General features: G+C 67.1%; 20 protein-coding genes. 6 read left to right on the top strand and 14 right to left on the bottom strand.

Annotated features, from left to right (window positions below; genetic code table 11):
• Positions 1–22: 22 nt before the first annotated feature.
• Positions 23–853 (top strand): class I SAM-dependent methyltransferase, encoded by an 831-nt coding sequence (locus M4V62_RS20585; protein ID WP_249588714.1) that lies wholly within the window; start codon positions 23–25, stop codon positions 851–853.
• 44 nt (positions 854–897) lie between these two features.
• On the opposite strand, the gene M4V62_RS20580 is transcribed toward M4V62_RS20585, so the two are convergent.
• The 5 genes from M4V62_RS20580 to M4V62_RS20560 all read right to left on the bottom strand — a co-directional run bounded on the left by M4V62_RS20580 (position 898) and on the right by M4V62_RS20560 (position 5,395).
• Entirely contained in the window at positions 898–1,494 is a 597-nt protein-coding gene (locus M4V62_RS20580; RefSeq protein ID WP_249588713.1) for a hypothetical protein, read from the bottom strand.
• Between the two features lie 628 nt (positions 1,495–2,122).
• Complete coding sequence (locus M4V62_RS20575) at positions 2,123–3,358, bottom strand: serine hydrolase domain-containing protein (RefSeq protein ID WP_249588712.1); 1,236 nt, start codon at positions 3,356–3,358, stop codon at positions 2,123–2,125.
• 215 nt (positions 3,359–3,573) lie between these two features.
• Positions 3,574–4,113 carry a hypothetical protein gene (locus tag M4V62_RS20570; protein WP_249588711.1) on the bottom strand — a complete coding sequence of 180 codons (540 nt, stop codon included), beginning with the start codon at positions 4,111–4,113 and terminating at the stop codon, positions 3,574–3,576.
• 197 nt (positions 4,114–4,310) lie between these two features.
• Positions 4,311–4,865, bottom strand: coding sequence for a hypothetical protein (locus M4V62_RS20565; RefSeq protein ID WP_249588710.1), 555 nt, complete (start codon positions 4,863–4,865; stop codon positions 4,311–4,313).
• Positions 4,866–4,945: 80 nt separating this feature from the next.
• Positions 4,946–5,395: a DoxX family membrane protein gene (locus M4V62_RS20560; RefSeq protein ID WP_249588709.1), complete on the bottom strand. Its 450-nt coding sequence runs from the start codon at positions 5,393–5,395 to the stop codon at positions 4,946–4,948.
• 177 nt (positions 5,396–5,572) lie between these two features.
• On the opposite strand from M4V62_RS20560, the gene M4V62_RS20555 reads away from it, so the two are divergent.
• On the top strand, positions 5,573–6,805 hold the full coding sequence (locus tag M4V62_RS20555) for an amidohydrolase family protein (protein WP_249588708.1): 1,233 nt from the start codon (positions 5,573–5,575) through the stop codon (positions 6,803–6,805).
• Positions 6,806–6,907: 102 nt separating this feature from the next.
• On the opposite strand, the gene M4V62_RS20550 is transcribed toward M4V62_RS20555, so the two are convergent.
• The 4 genes from M4V62_RS20550 to M4V62_RS20535 all read right to left on the bottom strand — a co-directional run bounded on the left by M4V62_RS20550 (position 6,908) and on the right by M4V62_RS20535 (position 14,215).
• Entirely contained in the window at positions 6,908–7,840 is a 933-nt protein-coding gene (locus M4V62_RS20550; RefSeq protein WP_249588707.1) for an FkbM family methyltransferase, read from the bottom strand.
• Between the two features lie 358 nt (positions 7,841–8,198).
• Positions 8,199–8,960, bottom strand: coding sequence for a glycosyltransferase family 2 protein (locus tag M4V62_RS20545; RefSeq protein ID WP_249588706.1), 762 nt, complete (start codon positions 8,958–8,960; stop codon positions 8,199–8,201).
• 3 nt (positions 8,961–8,963) lie between these two features.
• Positions 8,964–9,752, bottom strand: coding sequence for a GntR family transcriptional regulator (locus tag M4V62_RS20540; protein WP_249588705.1), 789 nt, complete (start codon positions 9,750–9,752; stop codon positions 8,964–8,966).
• Positions 9,753–10,156: 404 nt separating this feature from the next.
• Positions 10,157–14,215: a WD40 repeat domain-containing protein gene (locus M4V62_RS20535; protein ID WP_249588704.1), complete on the bottom strand. Its 4,059-nt coding sequence runs from the start codon at positions 14,213–14,215 to the stop codon at positions 10,157–10,159.
• A gap of 877 nt (positions 14,216–15,092) precedes the next feature.
• On the opposite strand from M4V62_RS20535, the gene M4V62_RS20530 reads away from it, so the two are divergent.
• On the top strand, positions 15,093–16,235 hold the full coding sequence (locus tag M4V62_RS20530) for a hypothetical protein (RefSeq protein ID WP_249588703.1): 1,143 nt from the start codon (positions 15,093–15,095) through the stop codon (positions 16,233–16,235).
• The gene (locus M4V62_RS20525) at positions 16,236–16,388 is read left to right on the top strand and encodes a hypothetical protein (protein ID WP_249588702.1); all 153 of its coding nucleotides are present in this window, start codon (positions 16,236–16,238) and stop codon (positions 16,386–16,388) included.
• A 788-nt stretch (positions 16,389–17,176) separates the two neighbouring features.
• Here the strand turns inward: M4V62_RS20525 and M4V62_RS20520 are convergent.
• Complete coding sequence (locus M4V62_RS20520; protein ID WP_249588701.1) at positions 17,177–17,665, bottom strand: hypothetical protein; 489 nt, start codon at positions 17,663–17,665, stop codon at positions 17,177–17,179.
• Between the two features lie 240 nt (positions 17,666–17,905).
• The gene (locus M4V62_RS20515) at positions 17,906–18,298 is read right to left on the bottom strand and encodes a hypothetical protein (RefSeq protein ID WP_249588700.1); all 393 of its coding nucleotides are present in this window, start codon (positions 18,296–18,298) and stop codon (positions 17,906–17,908) included.
• A 1,600-nt stretch (positions 18,299–19,898) separates the two neighbouring features.
• On the opposite strand from M4V62_RS20515, the gene M4V62_RS20510 reads away from it, so the two are divergent.
• Positions 19,899–20,894 carry a DUF6414 family protein gene (locus tag M4V62_RS20510; RefSeq protein ID WP_425575204.1) on the top strand — a complete coding sequence of 332 codons (996 nt, stop codon included), beginning with the start codon at positions 19,899–19,901 and terminating at the stop codon, positions 20,892–20,894.
• A gap of 244 nt (positions 20,895–21,138) precedes the next feature.
• Here M4V62_RS20510 and M4V62_RS20505 read toward each other — a convergent pair whose 3' ends face one another.
• The 3 genes from M4V62_RS20505 to M4V62_RS20495 are packed head-to-tail and all read right to left on the bottom strand — an operon-like array spanning position 21,139 to position 22,401.
• Positions 21,139–21,519, bottom strand: coding sequence for a hypothetical protein (locus tag M4V62_RS20505; protein WP_425575205.1), 381 nt, complete (start codon positions 21,517–21,519; stop codon positions 21,139–21,141).
• The gene (locus M4V62_RS20500; protein ID WP_249588697.1) at positions 21,516–21,947 is read right to left on the bottom strand and encodes an ATP-binding protein; all 432 of its coding nucleotides are present in this window, start codon (positions 21,945–21,947) and stop codon (positions 21,516–21,518) included. The genes M4V62_RS20505 and M4V62_RS20500 overlap by 4 nt, the downstream gene beginning before the upstream one ends.
• Before the next feature lie 46 nt (positions 21,948–21,993).
• Positions 21,994–22,401, bottom strand: a complete 408-nt coding sequence (locus M4V62_RS20495) for an NUDIX hydrolase (protein WP_249588696.1) — start codon at positions 22,399–22,401, stop codon at positions 21,994–21,996.
• 107 nt (positions 22,402–22,508) lie between these two features.
• Between M4V62_RS20495 and M4V62_RS20490 the strand changes: the two genes are divergently transcribed.
• Positions 22,509–23,294: a GntR family transcriptional regulator gene (locus tag M4V62_RS20490; protein WP_249588695.1), complete on the top strand. Its 786-nt coding sequence runs from the start codon at positions 22,509–22,511 to the stop codon at positions 23,292–23,294.
• Positions 23,295–23,315: the final 21 nt, after the last annotated feature.

The raw sequence follows: 23,315 nt of genomic DNA, 5'->3' as shown, positions 1-23,315 counted from the left end.
AGCCTGTGGATAACTTTCTGGGATGTACTCACCGACCCCCTCCGACTGGCGCGAGGCCAACCGAAGACGCTGGGACGAGCGCGTGCCCCTCCACCTCGCCAGCGACTACTACGACCTCGAAGCCTTCCGCTCCGGCAAGGACCCGCTGCGCGACTTCGAGCTCACCGAGGTCGGTGACGTCACCGGGTGCTCGCTGCTCCACCTCCAGTGCCACATCGGCCTGGACACCCTCTCCTGGTCCCGGCACGGCGCGTCCCGCGTGGTCGGGCTCGACTTCTCCGAACCCGCCGTCGAGGCGGCCCGCGACCTCGCCGCGGAGCTCGGCCTCACCGCCGACCAGGCGTCCTTCGTCGCCGCCGACGTGTACGACGCGGCCGGTGCGGTGCCCGATTCCTCGTACGACATCGTCTACACCGGCGTGGGAGCCCTGTGCTGGCTCCCCGACATCCAGCGCTGGGCGGAGACGGCGGCCGCGCTCGTCGCGCCCGGCGGCTTCCTCTACCTCTCGGAGTTCCACCCGCTCGCGGACATTCTCGACGACGCGACGGGCTCACGGATCGAGTACGACTACTTCGCCCGTGACGCCTGGATCGACGAGACTCCCGGCGGGTACGCGGACACGACCACCCCCACGGTGCACAACCGCAGCGTGGAATGGCAGCACCCCGTGGGCGAGGTCGTCACGGCCCTGGCATCGGCGGGCCTGCGCATCGACTTCCTCCACGAGCACGACGCGACGCTCTTCGAGCGCTTCGGCAGCCTCGAACTGCGCGACGGCACCTACCGGTTCCCCGCGGACCGCCCGCGCATCCCCCTCATGTACTCCCTGAAGGCGAGCAAGGCGGTGAGGTGAGCTCCGGATGCCGATCCGACGGACGCGGGGGAGAGCCGTACCGCTCAAGGCCGCGCGGTCGGCCGCATCCACCCCTCCCACACGAGCCCGGCCGGCGTCGGGGCCTCGGTCTCGCCCCGGCGGGGCGGCGCCGCCGATCCGGGCGCGCCCCGGTCGAACTCCCCGAGTTTCGTCCAGCCCCAGGACCGCAGGACCTCCCGCCCCAGATCGTCGTCCCGCTTGATGACCGCGACGACCAGATCCGTGGCGTGCCGGATGAGCAGCAGCGTGCGCAGGCGGTCCGAGACGCCCTGGCGCCGGTAGGCGGGCACGACCATCAGCTCGGTCAGGATGAAGACCCGGCCCGATGCCGTGCGTTCCTCGACCTCCGGGGGAAGGACGCCGCGGAACCCCTCCCACCACTCGCCGGTGCGCGCGGCGCGGTAGCCGTAGAGGCAGCCGACCAGGCCCGCCGCGTCGGCGACGACCATGTCGAAGTCGGGCCGCTGCACGGTGTTCTCGAACGTGCGCAGGAACCCCTGCCGGTCCCGGTACTCGGCTCCGGCATCTCCTTCGTAGGCCTCGACGTAGACGTCGGCGACCGCTTCCCGCTGCTGCTCCGCCTGCCAACGGGTCAGCCGCCGCAAGAACACCTCTGCCATTCGTTCTTCCTCCGCCCGCCCCCGCCGAGGGAACCCCTCGACCCCCTCGACACCCCTGGACTCCGCATGGTGACACCACCGAACGGTGAGCGGAACGGGGCGTCGGGTATACATCGCGCCGGGTCAGCGCGGTTTCAGGGGCGCTGCGCCCGCCTTGTGCCCCGTCCCGGTCCACTTGCCCCAGCAGGGGGCGATTACCTCCCCGTCGAACACGCGAAAATCTATGTTCGCTGGAGTAGACATTGGGTGGTCGCGTGGTTATGGTTTCTCTCGTAGCCAGAGAGACAGCAGGGCCCGGCAGAGACGAACTGCCGGGCAGCAGTACGAAGTCCCCCCTTCGGTAAATGTTGATCAAGAGGGAAGAACGGAGGAGCCTCGCGCCATCAGGATCGCCCGGGCGGAACTGCAGAGCCCGGGTACCGCAGGACATCGATAGTGAGGTGGTCTCCGGTCGAGCAACCGCGATCCCCGCACTCCCCCGCTCCCAGGCGGGTGTGCGGAAACAGAAGGCCGGCGCGGTATCAGGGCCGGCAGATGGTGTAGCAGTTTCCTTCGGGGCCCGGGTGCCAGTACGGCACCCGGGCCCCTCCACGTGTTCACGCCCCGTCGGCGCATGGGTGGGGAGCTTCTAGCGCGGGGGTACGGGGCGGTCGTAGATGTTGTTCGGGGTGACGATCTCGGTGATCGCTCGGGCGATCGGCGAGGACGGCTCCACGCCGTTCTGCGTGATGTCGGTGTTGAGCTGTACCACCAGGGTCGCCTTCTTCGAGGGAAGGTAGACCGTCACGCTCTCGTAGCCCGGGATGGAGCCGTTGTGCCCGATCCAGCCGCCGCTCTTGAAGATGCCGAGGCCGTAGCTCGTGCCGGGGTAGCCGGTCGGCAGCGTCCGTAGCCGCTGCTTCTGGGTCTCCGGGCTGAGCAGCTCCCCGGTGGCGACGATCTTGGCCCAGCGGCGCAAGTCGTGCATGTTCGAGATCATCGCCCCGGCCGTCCAGCCCCAGCTGGGGTTCCAGTCGGTGGCGTCCTCGACCTTGCCGCTCAGCGTCTGGTTGGTGTAGCCGCGCGGGTGCGGCTCGGGGAACTCGGCGCCACTGGGGAACAGGGTGTGCTCGAGGTGGGACGGGCGGAGCACCTGCTCGTCGATGAAGTCGGCGGCGCATTTGCCGCTGACCTTCTCGATCACCAGACCGAGGAGGATCAGGTTGGTGTTGGAGTACTGGAACTCCTTGCCCGGGGCGAAGGTGTTCTTGTGCTTGTAGCCGTACGCGAGCACTTCCCGCGGGGTGAACGAGCGGCTCGGGTCGCTCAGCAGATCGTGCTGGAAGTCCGCGTCGGCGGTGTAGGGGTACAGGCCGCTGCGCATCTCGGCGAGGTGGCGGAGCGTGATCCGGCGACCCTTCGGTACGCCGTCGATGTAGCGGGAGATCGGGTCGTCGAGCCGGATCAGTCCGTCGTCGACGAGCTTGAGCAGCGCGGTGACCGTGAAGGTCTTGGTCTCGCTGCCGATGCGCGTGTACAGATCCGTGGTCATCGGCCGGCCGGTGGCCTTGTCGGCGACCCCGCTCGCGCGGACGTAGCACCCCTTGCCCGGCATCCACAGCCCGACGGCGACACCGGGGACGCCGGTCGCCCGGCGGACCTTCTCGATGGCCTTGTCCAGGCGAGCGGTGGTCTTGCGGCTGAAGCCGCCCGAGGGGCAGTCGTCCTGGCCGTGGCCGTCGCCGTCCGTGAGACGGACCGCAGCGCCGGCGACACCGGCGGCAGGGGCAGGACCGGCCGTGGCAGGAGCCGCCGCCAGCGGGGCCAGCACGGACGCCACCAGCAGCGAAGCTGCGAACAGGCGCCGGGAGGAAGTACTTCGCATGTCGGGGGCACCGCTTCCGGGTCGGGGCTGAGGGTGCTACGGCACCACCCGGAGCGCGGACGGAGCCCCTCCTGCGGTCTGCGCCCCCGCGAGTCCACTCGATCGGACCGATGTTCGGTCACAAGGCGTGACGACCGACAGGCGTTCGACGACGGACGCGCTCTCCATGGCTCGCTGAGAGCGCGTCAGGGGCGACGACCACGGGAGGGACGTCGTCAGAGATGCAACATGGACATCACTTCGGGACTCCGCACACCGGTCGCCACGCTGGGGATGTTCTCGCCGGGCCGGATCCATCCCGCGGCTTCGGCCGCTGTGACGGCGGCCTTCTCCGCCGCATCGGCCTCGGCGTTCAGACCTTCGTCGGCGCCCAGGGACCTCGCCCCTGCCGCGGTTCCCGCGGCGAGTGAGGCCTTGAGGGCCGCCTTGCAGGCGAGGGCTGCCGATTCGGCATCACCATCGACGAGTTGACCCATCTGGGAGGCCTGCGCGGCGGACGAGGCCGCGTTCCGGGCGCAGCGGGAATCCGCTGCCGGGTCGGGCTCGCTCTCGGAGAGTACGGCGAGGGCCTGCGCTGCCACGCGGGCCGCGTGAGCGGCCTTCCAGACGGCGTCGGCGTTGCCGTCGGCGGCATGTTGCTCGACGTAGCGGCTGAGGGCTGCCGCCCGCGCGGCCGCGCTCTCGGCACGCGCGGCGTGCCGCGCCTTGAGGGCTGCGGCCGTCGGCTCCCGCTCCTCGTGGTTGTGCTCGTTCACCGGCACCTCCTTGTCTGCGCAGGGAGCGGCGGAGCGTTGTAACCTCGCCCTCGCCCCCGCCCCCGGCGTCGCCCACAGCGGTGGACGGCGGATGTGTCGGGCAGGGTGGCACGTTGCCGCACAACAGACCAGAGCCGCGCGCAACAGACCAGAGCCGCGAACGAAAGACCAGAGCCGCGAACGAAGGGCTCTTCGCGCTACGAGTCCCGCCGGGCGGGCGGCAGCAACAGATCGCGTTCCGGGTGCTGTTCACCCGAGACGCTGCCCTGGATCCCCAGATCCTTGCGAGCGGCGTCGTGGAAGGTGTTGATGGCACGGAACGCCTCGCGGTTTCGGTGGCGCCACTCGTCGAGCGTCCCCTCGGTCCTGCCGGTCGCCTGCCAATCGATCTGCGCGATCAGGAAGTTCAGGTCGTGGCCTGCCTCGACGGCGTCGTCACCGCCCATCAGCATGACCCGCTCGAACGCACTGCCCCAGGCGCGCCCGGCCTCCGCCAGGTCGTCACGCAGCTCGTGCTCGGTGCGACGGTGGTCCCGCAGGCCCTCGCGCTGCTCGTAGAGCCGAACGGCCATGGCTATGCGGACCTTCGCCGCGTCCACGTAATTGCCGTACGCCTCGACCTTCTTGTCGTCCCACCGGGTCAGGAGCTGGTTGCGGTTCCGGCTCCGTTCCAGCAGGAAGTTGGTCACGTGCGTGCTGAGGGCGCCGAGCAGGACAGCGGCCACCGTGACGAGCTGTTCGCCCGTTCCCACTGTTCCCCCAGTTCGGCCGACTCCTCGGAATGACTCGACGATCTTACGAGTGCGGCGAGTGAGGGGGAAGGATCTCCCGCCTACTGGAAGAGCCCCAACGCGTCGTCCAGTGACCAGACTTGCCAGCCCATGGCGAAGAGGACGACGACTGAGATGAGGGCCATCATCAGGTTCTGACCTTGTTCGGCCCAGTCGTGGATCATCAGCACGAAGTAGATGAGGTTGAGTACGAGTCCGCCGACGAGCGCGATCGGTGTGAGCAGGCCGAAGATGAGGCCGAGTCCAAGGGCCAGCTCCGCGTAGGCGACGACGTAGGCCATCACTTGCGGTCGCGGCTTCACGGTCAGGTCGAAGCCCGCCCGTACGAACTGCCAGCGGTGCTTCTCGGCGATGCCCACCGCCCAGCCGATGCCCCCTCCGGTGAACCAGGTCTTCTTGTCCTTGTGGCGCCAGCTCTCCAGCCACCACAGGCCGAGCCCGATCCGGAGCACGGCGACCCATTCGGCCCCGCTGAGCCACATCGTCTGCATCGAGCGCCCTCCTTCGTCCTGACCTGACGGAGCGTCAGTTCAGCGGATGCGGGCCGATCGCGCAAGGGGTCGAGTTTCAGGCGGGCTGTTGCCGTTGCCGAAGCGAGCCCATAACCTCAATCTGATGGACCGTCAGATGCGTGTAAGGGAAACCGGCAGGTAGTTGGGGGCACAGCAGTGGACAACAACGAGGTCGGGGCCAAGGAGCTCCCCCGCATCATCAGCGTGGACGACCACGTGATCGAACCCGCCCACCTCTTCGAGAAGTGGCTCCCGAGCAAGTACCGCGACCGGGGCCCCAAGCCCTTCACCGCAGGTATCGGCGAGCTCGAGTACATCGGCGGCAAGTACAAGTTCACGACGGATCCCGAAGGCCAGGTCACCGACTGGTGGGAGTACGAGGGAGAGATCTTCCCGTACAAGCGCATCATCGCCGCCGTCGGATTCTCGCGGGACGAGATGACGCTCGACGGCATCACGCGCGAGCAGATGCGCCGTGGCTGCTGGGACCCGAAGGCCCGCCTGGAGGACATGGACGTCAACCACGTCGAGGCCTCCCTCTGCTTCCCGACGTTCCCGCGCTTCTGCGGGCAGACGTTCTCCGAGGCCAAGGACAAGGAGGTCGGGCTCGCCTGCGTCCGGGCGTACAACGACTGGATGGTGGAGGAGTGGTGCGGTGACAGCCGCGGGAGACTGATCCCGCTCTGCCTCATCCCGCTGTGGGACGTGGACCTCGCCGTCGCCGAGATCAAGCGCAACGCCGCTCGCGGCGTGCGAGCCGTGACCTTCAGCGAGATCCCCACGCACCTCGGGCTTCCGTCGATCCACTCCGGCTACTGGGACCCGTTCTTCGCGGCGTGCGAGGAGACCGGCACGGTCGTGAACATGCACATCGGCTCGTCGTCGCAGATGCCGGCGGCGTCGCCGGACGCGCCCCCGGCCGTTCAGGCCTCCCTGAGCTTCAACAACGCGATGGCCTCGATGATGGACTTCCTCTTCTCCGGGGTCCTCGTGAAGTTCCCCCGCCTCAAACTCGCCTACAGCGAGGGGCAGATGGGATGGATCCCGTACGCCCTGGAGCGCGCCGACGACGTATGGGAGGAGCATCGGGCCTGGGGCGGGGTCAAGGATCTGATCCCGGAGCCCCCGTCGATGTACTACTACCGGCAGATCTTCTGCTGCTTCTTCCGGGACAAGCACGGGGTCGCGTCGATCGAGACCGTGGGCGTCGACAACGCCACCTTCGAGACCGACTATCCGCACGTCGACTCGACATGGCCGCACACGAAGGCAGTGGCTCAGGACCACGTCGGCCACCTCCCCGAGGACGTGGCGTACAAGCTGCTCCGCGGGAATGCGATTCGTATGCTGGATCTGCCGTTCGACCGGGACCTGCGGGCGCGTCCGTAAGCGCGCCTGTGGGCGCGCCCGCTCGTGGTGGGCCGGGAGCGACCGGCTCAGCCGGCTCCACCACCGGGCAAGGCCGTCGGACGGGGCCAGCGGGTCAGCGGGTCAGCGCAGGGTCTCGGCATCGATACGGGAGAAGACCAGCTCGCTCTCGCCGACGATGGGGCCCCGCCAGCGCACCGGGGGCTCGGGCCGGCGCAGGGCCCGGGGGTAGTTCTCGGGCCTGTAGTCCGTGGGCAGCCGGTAGGTGCGAAAGCCGTGCCCGGCCATGGTGTCCATCAACTCGTCGATGGAATCGCCCAGTTGGGCCATGCGCTCCGGAGTGACCTCCACGGCGATCTCCACGTCAGGGCGGAGCTGTCCCAGTACGGGAGCCAGCCCTCGCATGACCCCGCCCTCGGCGCCCTCGACGTCGATCTTGATCACGCGGGCCCGGGTGAGTTCGTCCTCGTCCAGGATCTCGGGCAAGGGCCGGGCCTTCATCTCGAAGCTCGACTCGGCAGGGCCGTCGTACGGGACGATGGAGTTCGCGCCCATGTTGTTCGAGCTGGCGAGTATGAAGGTCAGCGTCTCGTGGCGGTCGGAGACCGCTGCGTTGACCGCGCGGACGTTGTCGCAGCCGTTGATCTCGATGTGCCGCAGCACGCGCTCGTGGAAGGCGCCAGACGCCTCGATGGCCACGACCCGCCCCGCGCTGCCGACGAGGCGAGAGCCAAGGACCGCGAAATAGCCGATGTTGGCGCCGACGTCGACGAACGTGTCCCCGGTACGCAGGCGGCTCTGCAGCCACCGCGTCATGTGCGGCTCCCACGCGCCGTAGAGGCTGATGAACCGCTGGATGAGGTCACGGGAGTCGCAGGCGAAACGGGCCCCGAACTCCGCCTCGACCACGCGCTGACGCGGATGGTCGCGCAGGTGCGGGTTGAGGTACCGGGCCGCGAGGGGGCCCTTGAGAAGGGAGCCGGGTGCGTTGCGTACGTAGCCGCGGCCGAGAGTGACCAGAAGCTCCGACGCGCGGTGGAGAGAAGCGGGGGGCATAGCCGCGACCGTACGAGTCCGTCGCGGCGTGGGCAAGATCGGATGGCTTTCAGGCCAGTATCAGCGTGCGGTGCACATGTATCGGCGTGCGTCGCACATGACGGCTTTACCTGCTTTATTGACGGACGCCGGACGCTGTTTCTCCGCCGGTTACGGCATAACCGCTCTTGATTGAGTGCCGAACCAGCGGGACCTGTCTGCATAGCGCCCCAAGCTCCCGGTGTTTTCGCCTTTGTGGGTTTCGGTCCAATGCCGATCCAATGCGCTCACCCTCCCCGTGCAGGAGCGAACGGCTTGATTTGTTCGCCTATTGACGGGGTGGGTTGGTCGCGGAGCGCAGCGACTGTTGCACGGGAAGTCAGTCGGAGCTGACGGGATAGCGCCACTGGAAGTGTTCCAGCGCTCGCGCCCTGGCCTCGACCACCGTCATGCGGGCATCGCGCTCTGCCGTGTCGACGTGCGCCGCCTGGCCGGTCACCTGGCCTTCCCACTTGCGGTAGAGCAGGCCGACCTCGGACGAGAACCAGCCGCGGCAGGTCGAGTTCAGGGCGAGCAGCAGCCCCGTGTCCTCGGACGCGGGCAGCGCCATCCAGCCGCCCAGGGCCACGAGCAGGTCGCGGCGGACGAAGAGCGTCGCCGGGTGGACCTGTGCGCGGTAGTCGTGAGAGGCCCAGTAGTCGAGTACTTCCTGACGCTCGATCGGCCCGTGCTCGGGGTCGCCGGGGAAACCGGCCGTGGAGCCGTCGGGGAGCAGATCGAGCACGCGTGACGTCGCCCAGCCGATGGTGCGATCAGCTTCGAGCGCCGCGAGGTCGCGGGCCAGCGAACCCGGCGCGAGCTGGTCGTCGGCGTCCAGGACCTTGACGTACGCGCCGTCCGCGTGGGCCAGGGCGATGGTCCGGGCAACCCCGGGGCCTCCCGGGCGACCCTGCTTGAAGGTGATGCGGGCGTCGTCGGGGACGTGGGGCGCGACCTGGTCGGTCGTGCCGTCCTCCTGGATCAGCCAGTGCCACTCCCAGCCCGCGGGCAACTCCTGCTCGCGGATGGACTTGTACGCGTCAGCCAGGAAGTGCGCCGACGGTGCGTGGACGGCCGTGATGATGATGATGCGCCGGCTCACGGCTCACCACCTTTCCAAGTGAGTCGTGAAGAGCATTTCCGTGCGGTCGCCGGGCAGCGTGACGTCAGACATCTCCACGATGCGGTCGTCCGTGTCGTACAAGGTCTTGCGCAGGACGAGAACCGACGTGCCGGGCGGCAGGCCCAGCTCGTCCGCTTCCTCCACCGTCGGGGGCCGGGCCGTCACCCGTTCCTCGACGCGGTCGATCTCGATGCCCACCGTGAGCAGCTGGTTCCATGTCCCGCCCGGCCAGGGCTCTTTCGTCTCGTCCAGGAGGTCGGGGTTCTGCTGGACGAGGTCGCGGATCAGGAGCGAGGTGACGAGGCTGAACGGATTCCGCTCGGCGCTGTAGCGCGTCCGGTAGGTGCGCTCGACGAGCGCCGTTCCTTCAGCGACGCCCAGGGCCGCTGCGATCTCCTTGGATGCCCCGATCTCGCGGTACGCCGCGTGAAAGACGAGGTCGTCGACCCCGAGCCCGGTGTCGCGCTCGGTCGCCCCCGTGCCCAGGCGCTGCCGCTCGGGCGCGCGGGCACGGTCCTTCTCCCACTGGTGCCGTGCGTTCGTGCGCTCAATCGGCGTACGCGGGCGGCGGACGAAGGTGCCGCGGCCGTGCTGCTTCTCGATCAGCCCCTCGGCCTGGAGCACGCGCAGGGCTTGCTGGACGGTCGGCCCGCTGCGCCCGGTGGTCCTGACGAGGTCCGACTCGGACGGCAGCCGGTCACCGGGCCCGAGCCGGCCTGCGCGGATCTGCGCGCGCAGCTCGTCCGCGATCTCCTCGTAGGCCTTCGCCATCCGCGCGCACCGTCCCGTCGTTCACAGCGGGCTCAGCATACGACTCCTAAAGAGGACTTGACGAGGCCCGGTCACCAACGAGCTCCGCTATCGCGCTTCACCAACGGGCTTCGCTAACGAGCGAGGCGGGCCGCATCCGCGTTATGCAAGGCCCGCTGTCCACGAAGCATGGCCCCACCACCCAGTTGGGCCGGAATTAGCTGTCCGGCTGTGCCTCAATTTGAACCACCGGGCGCTGAGGCCACGAAAGGGCCCGATCGCTGGCGACGGGGGATGCACCAGCGATCGGGCTGTGGCCAACCGTAACAAGGCTGCTCGGGTAAAGGGAGGCAACTACTCCGTCGAAATGGGGAGTTGTGACCGGGATCACGCAACGTGATCCGTAGGGGAGGGGTGGCGAACCGTTAGTCGTCGCAGGGAGGCGCGTACGAGAGGCGCGGCAGATACTCGTGCCATTTCTCCCGTGTAAGAACGTCCCGAGTGGTCGAGCAAATGCGACGAATCGCCTCGCCGGTGTCCAAGTTCCAGAGCCGGACGGTATCCGTGCCGCTCGAAACTCCGAGCATCTCGCCCTGCGGGCTGAACGACAGAAAACTGCCGGTCTTGGCGTTGGGGCTCATGGACTGACCGATGGGGGAGGCGCTTGAGGGGCGGGTGACGTCCCAGAGGCGGACCGTGTTGTCGTTGCCGCCGCTGGCCAGGGTGTGGCCGTCCTGGCTGTATGTCAGGGAGACCACCGCGTCGGTGTGGCCGGTGAGTGGGGACCCCAACTGGGCTGCTTTGCGGGGGTCGGTGACGTTCCAGAGCCGGACCGTGCCGTCGTCGCTCCCGCTGGCCAGCGTACGGCCGTCCGGGCTGTAGGCGAGCTCGTTGATGGGGCCGAGGTGCCCCTTGAGAGGCTTGCCGAGCCGGGTGACATGGCGCGGGTCGGACACCTTCCAGAGCCGGATCGTGCCGTCCGCGCTGGCGCTGGCGAGAGTGCGCCCGTCCGTGCCGAAGACGAGGGAATTGACGTAGCCCTTGTGGCCCGTGAGCGGCTCGCCGAGCTTACGGAGGCGCGAGGGCTCGCTGACGTCCCACAACTGAATGGTGCGGTCGGTGTCGGCGGTCGCCAGCGTGCGCCCGTCCGGGCTGAAGTCCAGCGCGGCCGCGAACCGTGTCCGCAGGGCGACGGGCGGCCCGTGGGGGACGGGGCGCGTCGGGTCGGTGACGTTCCACAGCTGCACCGCGTGGTTTCCCGTGAGGACCGCGAGAGTGCGGCCGTCGGGGGAGAACACAGGCGAACGCACCTCCCCGTCCCAGGGCTTGAACGGTTTGCTCAGCGCCACGGGCCGGTTGGGACGCTCCACGTCCCACAGCCGAAGCTGTTGGTCGCGTGCGGCTGTGGCGAGCACCTTCCCGTCAGGGCGGAACGCTCCGATCCGGCCGATCATGTCCGACGTCGGTATCGACCACAGGCGGACCTTGTTGTCGCCGCTCCCCGTGGCGAGAGTACGTCCGTCGGGGCTGAATCCGAGCGCGTACATCTCCCCGCTGCTGCCCGCGAGGGGCTCGCCGACCTGTGAAGGGTGCGCCGGATCACGGACGTTCCACAGACTGGCCGTGCTGTCCGCGCTGGCGGCCGCGAGCATGGTTCCCGCGGGGTTGAAGGCCACGGACCACACGGCCCCGGTGTGGCCGGTGAGCGGCGGGCCGAGCGATTTCGCGTGGCGCGGGTCGGTCACGTTCCAGAGCCGGATGGTGTTGTCCCTGCTGCCGCTGGCGAGGGTACGTCCGTCGGGGCTGAAGGCCACCGAGTGCACCGTGCCCGTATGGCCGGTCAGCGCTTTGCCGACCGGCTTCGGGCGACGCGGCTCGGCGATGTTCCAGAGCCTGACCGTGCCGCTGTCGCCACCGCCCGCCAGTGTCCGCCCGTCGGGGCTGAAGGCCACGGAGCGTACGGCGGCGGTGTGGCCGGACAGGGCGCCGAGCGCCTTCGGCCGGCTCGGGTCGGCCACGTTCCACAGACGGACGGTGTGGTCGTCGTTGGCGGAGGCCAGAGTGCGCCCGTCCGGGCTGAAGGCGACCAGATAGATCGCACCGCCATGACCGGTGACGGGCGGCCCCAGCGAACGCGGATGGCCGGGATCCCGGACGTCCCACAGCCGGACCGTGCCGTCGTCCGACCCGGTGGCGAGGGTGTCGCCGTCCGGACTGAAGACCGCGCTGCTCACCCAACTCGTGTGCCCCGTGAGGGGTTTGCCCATGGGCTGAGGACGGGACGGGTCGGCCACGTCCCACAGCCGTACGGTCCTGTCGTAGCTGGCGGTGGCCAGGAACCGTCCGTTCGGGCTGAACGAGGTGAGGTAGACGGCGCCCTTGTGGCCGAGGAGCGGGGTGGCCAGCGGTGCGTTCACGATCGAGAGCAGGCGGTTCTTCGTGCCTTGGTCGTCCGGCCGCAGGTTGTGGGCCACCAGGTCGAGTTGGGCGGACAGTGACGGATCCGTGTGCTGGGCGCGATCGGCCTCGGCGACCACCTGCTCGAACACCGCGTCGTCCCGCTGCTGCCACGCGACCACCGCCGATGCGACGGCCACCACGGCAAGGACGACCAGAGCCGCCACCGCACCACGAATGATCAGCACGGTGCGCCTGCGGAGCCTGGCCGATGCGGCCAGGAACTCCACCGCTCCTCTGGTCAGAAAGGTGCCACCGGCGGTCTTGCGCCAGGCACGGGCCTGCTCGAGACGGGAGCCCCGGTAGAGCAGTGCCGTGTCGCGGTCGGAGTCCTCCCAGGTCCTGCCGTCCTCTTCGAGGCGTTGGCGCAGCAGGTTGTCGTTCCTGTCCTCGTCGATCCAGTCGCGCAGCCGGGGCCAGGCGTGGAGCAGCGCCTCATGCGTGATCTCCACGGTCTCCGAGTCGAGCGTCACCAACCGGGCGCGTACCAGCGCTTCGAGCGACTCCTCCGTCTTGCCGGGATCCGTCGACTCCTCGGCGAGCTGGCGCCGCGTACCCCGCCTGCGGGTGGCCTGGGTGTCCTCACCGAGCCGCACCAGCCTGAGGAGGAGCAGCCTCGCGGCTGTGCGGGCCGGCGGGTCGAGGTCGGACCAGGCACGCTCGGCGCTCGCCGCGACGGCTCCCTGGATTCCTCCCGCCGCGCGGTAGCCGCCCAGCGTCAGCCTTCCTGCCTTCCGCCGCTGCCACGTGGCGAGCAGGGCGTGGGAGAGGAGCGGCAGCACTCCCGCGTCGTGGGTGCCGCGGGGCCCGTCCGTGCTCACTTCCCGGACGATCAGTTCCGCGAGCCCCGGTTCGAGCTCGAGACCCACGGCCTTGGCAGGTCCGGTCACCGCGTCGCGCAACTCCGTGGTGGTCAGCGGCCCGAGCACCATGTGCCGGTGCTGCAGCGCGTCGGCCAGTTCGGGATACCCGAGGCAGTGCTCGTAGAAGTCGGCGCGTACGCCGAGGACCACGAGCGCGGCAGCGGGGTCGCCGCCGTCGCCGGGCGAGGACGCGGCCTGAAGAAGCTGAATGAAGGTACGCGTGCCGGCCTCGTCGGAGGACAGCGTGAACGTCTCCTCGAACTGATCCACGATGACGACCGGCCGGCCGGCGGACGAGGTCTCGCGTCGCGCCCAGGCGGTGACGGCCTCGCGCACGGCGCTGGAGAACTCCGGACGGCCAGGCTCCGGCACGGCTGACCCCGCCGACACGGTCGGCACCACCGGCGCGGCCGGCACCACCGGTTCCTCGGCGGCAGAGATGAGGTGAGCGAGATCAGGTATCTGACGGGCGAGTTCCGCGAGGGGATCACTCCCCGGCACGAGCTGCAGCACGGGCCCTGCCTGGCCGCTGTCACCACTCAGCGCGCCGTTCTGCAGTGTGGGCACCAGACCCGCATTCAGCAGGGAGGACTTTCCCGCCCCCGAGGCGCCCACGAGCATGACCAGACCGCCCGTCTTCTCCGCGGCGCGGAGCTGAGCGACGAGGGCATCCGTGCTCCGCTCGCGACCGAAGAACCACCGGGCGTCCTGCTGGCGATACGAAGCGAGACCGCGGTAGGGACACACACCGTGGACGGCGGTCGGGGCCTCGGCCTGAAGCCGTTCCTCGTCTTCCGCGGATACCGGGGCGGCGCGACCGCTGACCGGGTCGGCCACCGCGCGCTCCCACAGGAGCTGCCACTGGGCCATGTCGTACAGACCGGTGGAGACCGGCGCGGGCTGCTCGCGCCGCGCTTCGGGTATCAGCACATGAAGTACCGCTGAGAGGGCAGCGAACTGGGCAGGCACGTTCTTGGCCCGCCGCCAGTCGCTGATCCGCTGGGCGGATACCCGCACGATCCGCCCGCGTTCGTCGACCCGCTGATGCCGGACGACCGCCTCGGCCACGCGTTGGAGGGGAGGGTTACCGGCTTCCTTGTACAGCAGCGCGAGACGTTCCGCGAAGGCTGTGCGTGCCCCCGAGTCGGAACTCAAGGCCTCCACCCCTAACTTCCCCGCGCCTGAACATCCGGACCGGAAAACTCACCTTATACGGCTGACCTGCGGATAAGGCGTCCGGACGATGACGGAACCTCCCCCTCCAAGGCCCCAACTGGCAGGATCACGAATCGGTAGCGAACCAACCGCGCAGCGTCAGGGCAGGTCATCGGCTCGAGGTGACTCGCAGAGGTGACTCGCGACGCTGCATCGCCTCGGCTGGTTTCCGCCGTTCACCCCGGACCGCTGTCGCGTGGACTGCGGATCCGCCTTTCCTCGATCCGCGCTGTTACACCGACACGGCGCGGATCGATGCAGTCCGTCGTTCGGCACCGGTCCCCACAGGGAGGGACCGGTGCCGAAACGACGCGGCGAGTGGGCGAGGCCCGTACATGGCTGCCTGTCTGTCCATCCATCTGTCCGTCTGCCTGGCGCGGGCGCGTGCGCCTCGTGACTAGTTGGGGCGTGGTGGCTCGGGAGGCGGCATGGGCCGCCCGGATCCGGATCGCGGTGTCACTCCCCGGGCTTGAACCCTTATGACCCACTCCCCACCCATTCCCCGCTGCTCCCGAAAACGGCCCCAGAGAACGAGTCAGGCCCGGTTCCCATTTCTGGAAACCGGGCCTGACCTGCGATTTCAACTGTCGGGTGACGGGATTTCAACCCACGAGCTCTTCGTCCCGAATGAGGTTCGACGAAGGCCACCACCAGTCGTGACGGTGATGCCCCTGGTCAAGGCGTCGGTGCGGCGAGGGGGACTTCAGCACAACGTCCGGCGTTGTGATGCGGATCACTCTAAATTCCCGGGCGCGGATTGCCGGTTCGGGGCGTTGCGGCGCCCGAGAGGAGACAAGCTCACCCATCATCTGCCGGAGGACCACCCATGAGGCCCGAAGCTCCCGAAGAACCGCAGACGCCGGAAGCGGAGGCATCGCCTGCGACCGTCCTGCCCCGTGAGGCGGGCGAGTCTGAGGCGAAAGAAGCCGAGGATCTTGACGCCTTTTACGCGAGCTACGGTCTGGTCAGGCGGTGGCGGGTGCTTCCTGAGCCGAAGCCTGTACCCATTGATCCACAGTCCGCTCACGGCCTCCCCGTGCTGGATGAGGGCGACCTCATCGCGTACGGGGGCGATGGAGGAGTCCGCGACAGCTCCTACTTCTATTTCGGCAACGAAAAGGACGGTGGGCGCCTGCTGGCAGGGCGCCTGTTCCGGAACAACTCCAAACTCGAACCGGGGCAAATCGTCCACACCTGGACGGAAGGGGAGGTCAACGACCCATGGGTCGGAGCGGCGAACCCCGCGAGGCCCAGGTCTCCAGAGGTTCGCGCGGAGGCCCGTGAGGCCAGGCTCGCGGCACGAGCCGTGGAAGCACGGAATGAGGCGGCGCTCGGCAACACCGAGCTCATCGAGAAGTTCATGGCCGTCGACCTCGGTCTGTGGCGGGGTGCCCGCTGGCAGGAGCCGGTGTCCACAGCTCTCCTTGGCGATTGGGCGAGCACCCTGTACACGCACGGCACCATTCGCCGTGGGGCTCTGTCCCGGCTGATGCATGAGGTGCGCGAGATCCACCGACAGCTCACGCCACTGTGGCGCCGGCGCTGCGCCGGAGAGCGACTGCTCAGCCTCGATGTCCCCGTTCTGGAGAATGGGCTGACTCTCGCTGACCTCGTCGCAGGAGGGCCCGACCCGGCCGACATCCTTACGGGGGTGCTGCCTGACGATCCGCGTGTGCTCGCCGTGCTTGAACAGATGTTGCCGACTGAGAGGGCCGTCGCGCTCGCTTGGTCCCGTTCAGGGACGTCAAGTTGGACCGAAGCAGCCGTCACGGTGCTGGCCCTCACCTCGCAGGCTTACGCGCAGGGCGACGCCGAGGCTCTAGGCGAGCGAGTACGCCGCAAACTCAAGCGGCTCGGTCGTCGTGCGCACCACAGTTGGGATGGCGAGGAGCCGTCCCATTTCCGAGCAACCCAGTCGCCTGGTGGTGGTCGAGCTGATGGCCGTGCAGCGGAAGCGCGGGAGGCGTGAATGCCTGACGCGTTGACTCTCGCCTTGATCGCCATGGTCGGCTGCTTCGTTGTGCGCGAATCTCGGCGCGACGAACGGCTGGGCGCCGCGCTTTTGGTCGGCGTTGCCGCTGTGGCACTGATGCTGACGCTGTACGGGGCAGGTCCTGACTAACAGTGATCGGCCGCTGCCGGCTGGCGTTAGCCGACAGGGGCCTGACCCGTGATGCGGTTCAGGCCCCTGTCTTGGTGCTTCAGCGGTCGGGACCGCGAGATTCGAACCCACGACTTCTACGTCCCGAAGCAACTTGGGGCGGTAGTTGTCCTTGGGCTGCTATGTCTGTCACCTGCACCGACGGTCCGCTGACGTCCACGGTTGTTCGCGGTTGTGCGCCGTGGTTGTCACGCAGTTAGACACTCACCTCGTACGGCTCGGACGGTCCATGTGCCACCCAGCCAACGGCGTCACCTACGGCGGTTGATGACGTCGCGAAGCATCTCAAGCCAGCTCATGGAGAGCCGCTGGAGCCGCCACCACCAACCCCGCTGTCTTCCTTGCCGCTGTGGGCCAGCTGACATGCGCGGAGGACGGAAGTTGACGCTCCGGCTCCGGCGGCGAGCACGGCCATGCAAATGGCAGTAGCCGTTCCGTCCAGCTGGGTTGCCGCAGGCTTGCCCCTGCCGTGTCACGCCAGAACAACGCCGCATGAACGGAGTCTGGCAGAGCCTGTGTTACCGAGAGCGTCGACTGAGGCAACTGGCTGCGGAGTCTCTCAGCCCTACCTAGAGGCCATCAGCTTGGGAAGCTGCGATCAGTAGAGCTGGTTCGGATGCTGACCTGGGTAAATGGTTGGGTTGTAGCCCCGGCGGCGTCCGCTTTCACCGTGATTCCCCGCTGCTCCCCGCTCGATCTGGTGCGCTTGTGGTGCGGCATCGACCTCGGCACGGCATGCCCGAACGGCGCTATGCACCTGTGGAGCGTCGCCAGGGCGCCCGACGTAGCCATCCGCGAAGAGTTCCAGACGGTGGGGGATCGTAGGCGCGGTCATGCCACAGTCTGCGCAGATGCTTGAATTCGTAGTCACGCCCGTCTTCGGCGTCCTCCAAGGTCTCGACCCACAGGCGCGCGAACGGCTGCCGATGCATCTGTGAAGAGATGGCGCCGCTCCAGTCACGCCACGTGTCATCGGAGACCCAGCCTTGCGACCGCAGGTCAGCCTCATCTTCGCTCAGGCGAAAGTACAGACGAATCGCCAACTCCTCTTGCGGCCCCAGACTGTGCCCGTCCAGACCACGAAGGGTGGCCGTTGAGTACTTGTCCAGCAACGACCAGTAGCGTGCTACGTAGACGTCCTCGATCTGCCGGACTCGCTGTGTCCGTACCTGCCAGACGGTGATACCCCACGCAATGACTGCCGGGACCAGCGCAATCGTCAGTGATAGCCACTCCATGGTTAGCCATTGTGGGGGCCGTTTGAGGCACCTCCCGTACCACTGGCGGCGTCCAACACGCTTTCCAACTGTGGGGGTGGGTGGTGGGCGTCGTTCCAGGTGGTTCACCTGCGTTCACGCGAGGTTGGCCGCTCACGCGGTACCGGCGCTGGGTCAGTCATGAATGGCGGTGAACCAGGCTGAATGAGACGGAAACTGAGACCGGGCCGTGCCTGGCCGGCTGCTCCTTGACGTCGAGTGTCAGGCGGGAGTCTCCGCTGCCGTGTCCTCAGGGCGATCAGTGATGGTGAACTCCATCCACTCAATGCCGACGACACTGAACGTGGCGCTGACGTTGGCGGACGCGATGCCTTCGAACTCATGAGGTGCGCCCGCTTCGGAGCCAAGGAGACTCCACGGTGTGGCGATTTTCCAGGCCAACTGGAGAGTGGTGAGTAGTGCGTGCTCCGAGGTGGAACAGGCGAGAGGGGAGGCGAGCCGCAGTTCGGCGAGCTCTGGGAACTTCCAGTACCGCTGGTATCCCACGATCTCGAAGGGGCACGGCAACAGCTTCTCGATGCGGCCGACCACTCGTTCGGCGCTACGCCGGTCACCCGCATGTGCGTAGCAGCGCCATCGGATCGTCTCGAACATGCTGGCACCCTACGGCTCTTGCGAACCGTGAGCCGCTCCTGTCGGCCGGGTACCGGCGCAACGCCTGGTTGGGACCTCAGTTTGGGAAGCTTGGGTCACTCTGGGGCGCATGGCCAGCTGACCTGCTGCGAGCGGACTCGGCGCTTGGTGGGGGGCCAGCTGGTTCCCCGGTGTTCCCCGTGACTCTCCGCAGCATCTGGCACGCAACTGGCACGGTCTGACGCTTCTACAGTCAGTGGGAACAGTCCCTGGGATGGGGTGCCCGGGGCGCCGAACTCGCCTACGGGTAGGCAGAGTTGCAGGTCATAGGCTGTGATATAGTTTTGCTGCTCGATCTCTTCGCCCCTTGGGCTGTGGCATCAAGGGGGTGGGCTCTACGCCGCCAGAGGATGAATCAGAGTTCGAAGATTTATAAATCCATATCGTGAAATCGCAAGCCTGATTTCTTTTCGCGACGATGGCGCATTAGTGCCGGAGTGATTAGAAGTCGGGCTTTTCTTGTTTCGCTACAGAGAAGGTTAGAAGCTTCGCCCGAGAGTTAAACAATCAATGGAGGTGCTGGTGCGCGAATTGTTCACGCAGGTCGGGCAGACGGTCCGGTTCGCAATTGCCGACGAATCCCGGACCGCCCGCCTGAAGTCCCTGATCACGACGACTGCCATCGTCGTAATCGTGGGCTACTACGTCCTGTTCGTTAGGTAGACGCCTCCTACGCCAGGACAACTTAAGGGTACGGCGGGCCGCATCCTCGTGGCTACGGCCCGCCGTGCTCGGCCCAGGTCCGCTCACGTGCTGAAGTGCATTCTGAACGGCAGCGGAGCGTGATCTGTAACCCGCGTCGCCTGCACCTGAAGGACAGAGGTGCCTCTGCTGAGTCCGCTCGTCCTGGGCATGGCTCCTGTCGAGACCCTTAGGTGGGAGACATCCGCTCTAGGAGTTCGATCACCACGCGCCTACGAGGTTCGCATCCGCCCATGGGTATGTCTCCGATGGATGCTCGTGTGTGCTGCCGTACGCCCTCGTTGATGTCTGGCATGGATGTCGGGTCCGCGTTTGGTCTGCGACTCTCAGAAGTGGAATACCGTGGCACTAGAGGCCACGTCGGTCAGTCCGCTTGCTGATGAACAGGAGAGCGGCAGTGACGACTGCCAACCCCACGATGATCACTGCGGCCCGGAACTCGATCACAGCCATCACGATGACGAGCCCCACCGCCAGCACACAGCCGAGCGCCGTCGTGGACCGTATGTGGTGTGTTCGGCGTCTGTCTTTCCAGGGGTGTTCCTCGTGATAGGCCATTGGTGACCTCCCTGAGCCGCCCTCCCCTACTTACAGGTTGCCTCATCGTGACGCGCCACGCAGGCGCGTTCCCTCCGACCGCCGTGCGCACGGCGGACTTAACTTTGCGATTCCTTCGTCTGGAAGGAACTTGCCTGTGGGGCGCCTGCCGCTGGGCCTGTGCGTCGTTCACCAGTTCTAGGGTCGAGCTCAGCATTCCTCCGCCTTCTCGACCGGCACTGAGTGTCACTTTATTGTTTCTCCCACGCCTCTTCTGTCGAGCCGATACCATCGCGATCCAATCTCTTCGAGGCGGTGCGGTTTGATTCTGCGTGAGTTTCTGTATGTGGATACGGACAAGACTCGGGCGATGCTCGCTCAGCTTGATGGAGGGGTGGCGGAAGAAGAGCGGGAGACCAGTAGCGAGGAGAAGCGATATACGGTCGGACCTCGAAGCATTGCTCAACATCTCCAAGTAGCTGGTGCTGAAAGATACACGCAGAAATCGCTTGGCGATGCCATTTTCCCGATGCTGGAAGGTGCTTTGGAGAGCGAAGGATTGCTTCATGATATATCGGCCGAAGTTGCAGATCCAGCGCAATGGGAATCGGGTGGACTGAGCCGAATCGCCCCGCCCGGGTCGCTCGTACGCATCACTGCTATGGGGTCATTGTTCGACAGCCGTTATGCAGCGAGCGCCTTTGCTGCCTTCGCCTCCGTGACTCTGGGATTGCACGGTATGGGAATTGACTTAGGTGCGACCGCGAAAAAAGTTCCCCCGGGTAAGGGGAAATCCGGGCAGGGGCAGCGCCCCCCTAAGGCTGGCCATACACAACCTGAGCCTCAGCTGGAAGACGCCATCCTCGACTTCCAAGGTCCGGGCGGTGTAGACGGGGACGCTCTCCGGGCCATCATCCGCATGGCGCGCGGAATCTTCGCACCCGGGCTACATATCAACCTTTCGCCGGTTGAGTCGAGTAATGTGCTAATTGGGGCTCGACTGCAACAAGGTCGGCAGTATTTGGACAGCGAAGCCGACATCCTTTTCGCGCGATACGGGACGGAACCGCAAGAATGGACATTGGTGGGTAGCGTTGGTAGCTATGGCGCCAAGGACACTACACTTCCAGAGTTCGACTTTTTCGGCGCAGAGGGTGTGAAGCGGGGAAGGTTCGCGGACGGCATCAATGGCCTAATGCGATACATGGGAGGTATGGGGTTCGTTGATCTACCCCAGTATCCCGGGTTTTCGGTCATTCCGTTTGCTGTTTATCGAGCGATTCCGCGAACGGCCGGTCAACTTGCTGTACACGAGTGATAGGTCGGCGGAGCGGCTTTGGGCTGGAGCTGCTTTGGGGCGAGTGATCATGGCCCCGTAAGCTCATCGCGAGTCGGGCAGTCTGTGGACCTGCCCGTTAAAGCACGACGTTGGGGCCATGATCTTAGAGGCTTGCCCCAAAGTGGCTGCGTAAAGCCGTGGAGCCGACCGCCTCAGCCACGATGTACCCATTCTCTGAGTTCAGTTGGCCGCCAGCTCTTGAACCAGTAGAGAAAGTTGCAACTCAGTCCGACTGATGGGGCTTGAAGTCGTGTGCGCACGCTGGGAGTTCCGCCGCCTGGCGGTCGGCGAGGGGTAGGAAGACAACTGGTCGGATCGTCCAGGTGATCCGAGTGTCGGCATGCGTCACAGAGACCGTGCAGGGCTTCATGGCCAGGAGCGCTCTGCGGGTCTGGGCCCGTCCCGCGTAGAGCCACCCCCAGGCTTCGTCCGAAGCGTCGGTGTCGAGTGCCGGTGAGATGGTGCGGAGTGCGATCGCTACCCACCTGTCGGCCTGCGGTGCCGAATAGGCGTCGAACGATGCTCGTAGATGCGGCCCGCCCTGATGGCCCGTAGTGGTCTCCGTCCAGCACTCGCACCAGTAGCCGCGTCGGGGCCCTCTCATCCGCATGGTTGGACTCCTCGGCCGGTATCGGTGAAGAGCTCCGCGGTGACCGTGTGGCCCTTGTCGCTGTCGTGAACGACGACCCGGTGTGCGATCACGCTGACCATGCCCAGGCCTCTGCCGTGCTCCGCCTCGTCGTCCTGGTGCTCGACCTTCGGTGCGGTTCTCGTGCCCCCGTCGTCCGTGACCGACAGGGCGACCATCTGCGGTGATACCTCGACGGCCAGGGAGAAGCTGCCCGCCTGGCGACCGCTCGCCGTATGCAGGATTGCGTTCGCGCTCAGCTCGCTCACGATCAGCTCGGCGTCCTCGGCGAGGGGTGATCCCCGCAGGATGTCCCGCGTCCAGCGTCGGGCCCGGCTGACCTCTTCTGGGAAACCTGGGCAAGTCAGGCCCCAGACTCGGATAGTGCTCGTATACTCGTGCATACAAGTTCCTTCGTGCTGGTAGGCCGCCATGTGCAGCGGGTTCGAGCTAGACGAGTTTCACGCCGTCGTGGGCGCGGATGGCCGGTGGGGAAGCCGCGTCGAGTGCGTCCAGGACGCGGATCGCGAACGCCTCGTCGGCGAGTTCGGTGACTTCGTCGCGGGTGGCCCAGCGCAGAGCTCGGGTCTCGTCGCCGGTAGTGGGCGTGCCGTCGGCGGCCTCGCAGCGGAAGACCATGGAGACGATCAAGCCCGTCATGTTCTTGTAGATGCCGGTGAGTGTCGCGGGAAGCGCGATCTTGATGCCGGTTTCTTCGAGGACTTCGCGTTGCAGGGCCTCGGGGATGGTTTCCTCGCGTTCGAGGATGCCGCCCGGGGGTTCCCAATGGCCGTTGTCGCGGCGCTTGATCAGAAGGGCTCGGCCCTGCTCGTCGACGATGACTCCGGCAACGCTCACGGAGTGCGGACGGTCAGTGCTCAAGGTCCTCGGCCCTCTCGGATGGCTAGGCTCTCCACCGTAGCAACAACACTCGCCCACTCGTCTAGATACCTAAAGGAGTACACGTGACGTCACTTCCGAGCCTGCTCGGCGACATCGACCCCACGAGTGATCGTGCGGTCTTCCGGCAGATCGCCGACCAGCTGCGCGAGGCCATCGACCGTGGGCGATTCAAGGAGGGCGAGAAGCTGCCCTCCGAAGCCGAACTCGTCGAGCATTACGGCGTCTCCCGGATGACCGTTCGGAACTCCTTCTCGGTTCTCACGGGTGAGGGCCTGGTCCACGCCGAACACGGCAAGGGCGTCTTCGTACGGCCACGGCCGCCGGTCCGACGCCTGGCCTCCGACCGCTTCGCCCGGCGCCACCGTGAGCAAGGCAAGTCCGCCTTCATCGTCGAGGCCGACGCTGCGGGCAGCCATCCCCAGGTCGACAGCCTGGAGGTCAAGGAAGAGAAGGCCACTCAGGACATCTCCACCCGCCTCGGCTCCGTACGGCGCGTGCTCGCTCGTCGGCGTCGGTATCTGCTCGACGGCCGCCCGGTTGAGTTCGCCACCTCCTACCTTCCGCTCGACATCGCGCGCGGTACGCAGATCGCTGAACCCAACCCCGGCCCCGGCGGCATCTACGCCCGCCTCGAAGAGCTGGGGCACCACCTCGACCACTTCGAGGAGGAGATCCGGGCCCGGATGCCCGCGCCGTCAGAAGTGCGGACGCTCCGGCTGGCCTCTGGCGTGCCCGTGATCCACCTGATCCGCACCGCGTATGACACCGAAGGGCGGGCCGTGGAGGTCTGCGACACCGTCATGGCGGCGGACGCCTACGTCCTGTCGTACCAGCTCCCGGCCACGTGAGGGCCTGACGGCCGTGGTGCA

It is taken from the genome of Streptomyces durmitorensis (assembly GCF_023498005.1).
GTDB lineage: Bacteria > Actinomycetota > Actinomycetes > Streptomycetales > Streptomycetaceae > Streptomyces > Streptomyces durmitorensis.
This window is presented reverse-complemented; position numbering and strand designations above follow the sequence as displayed.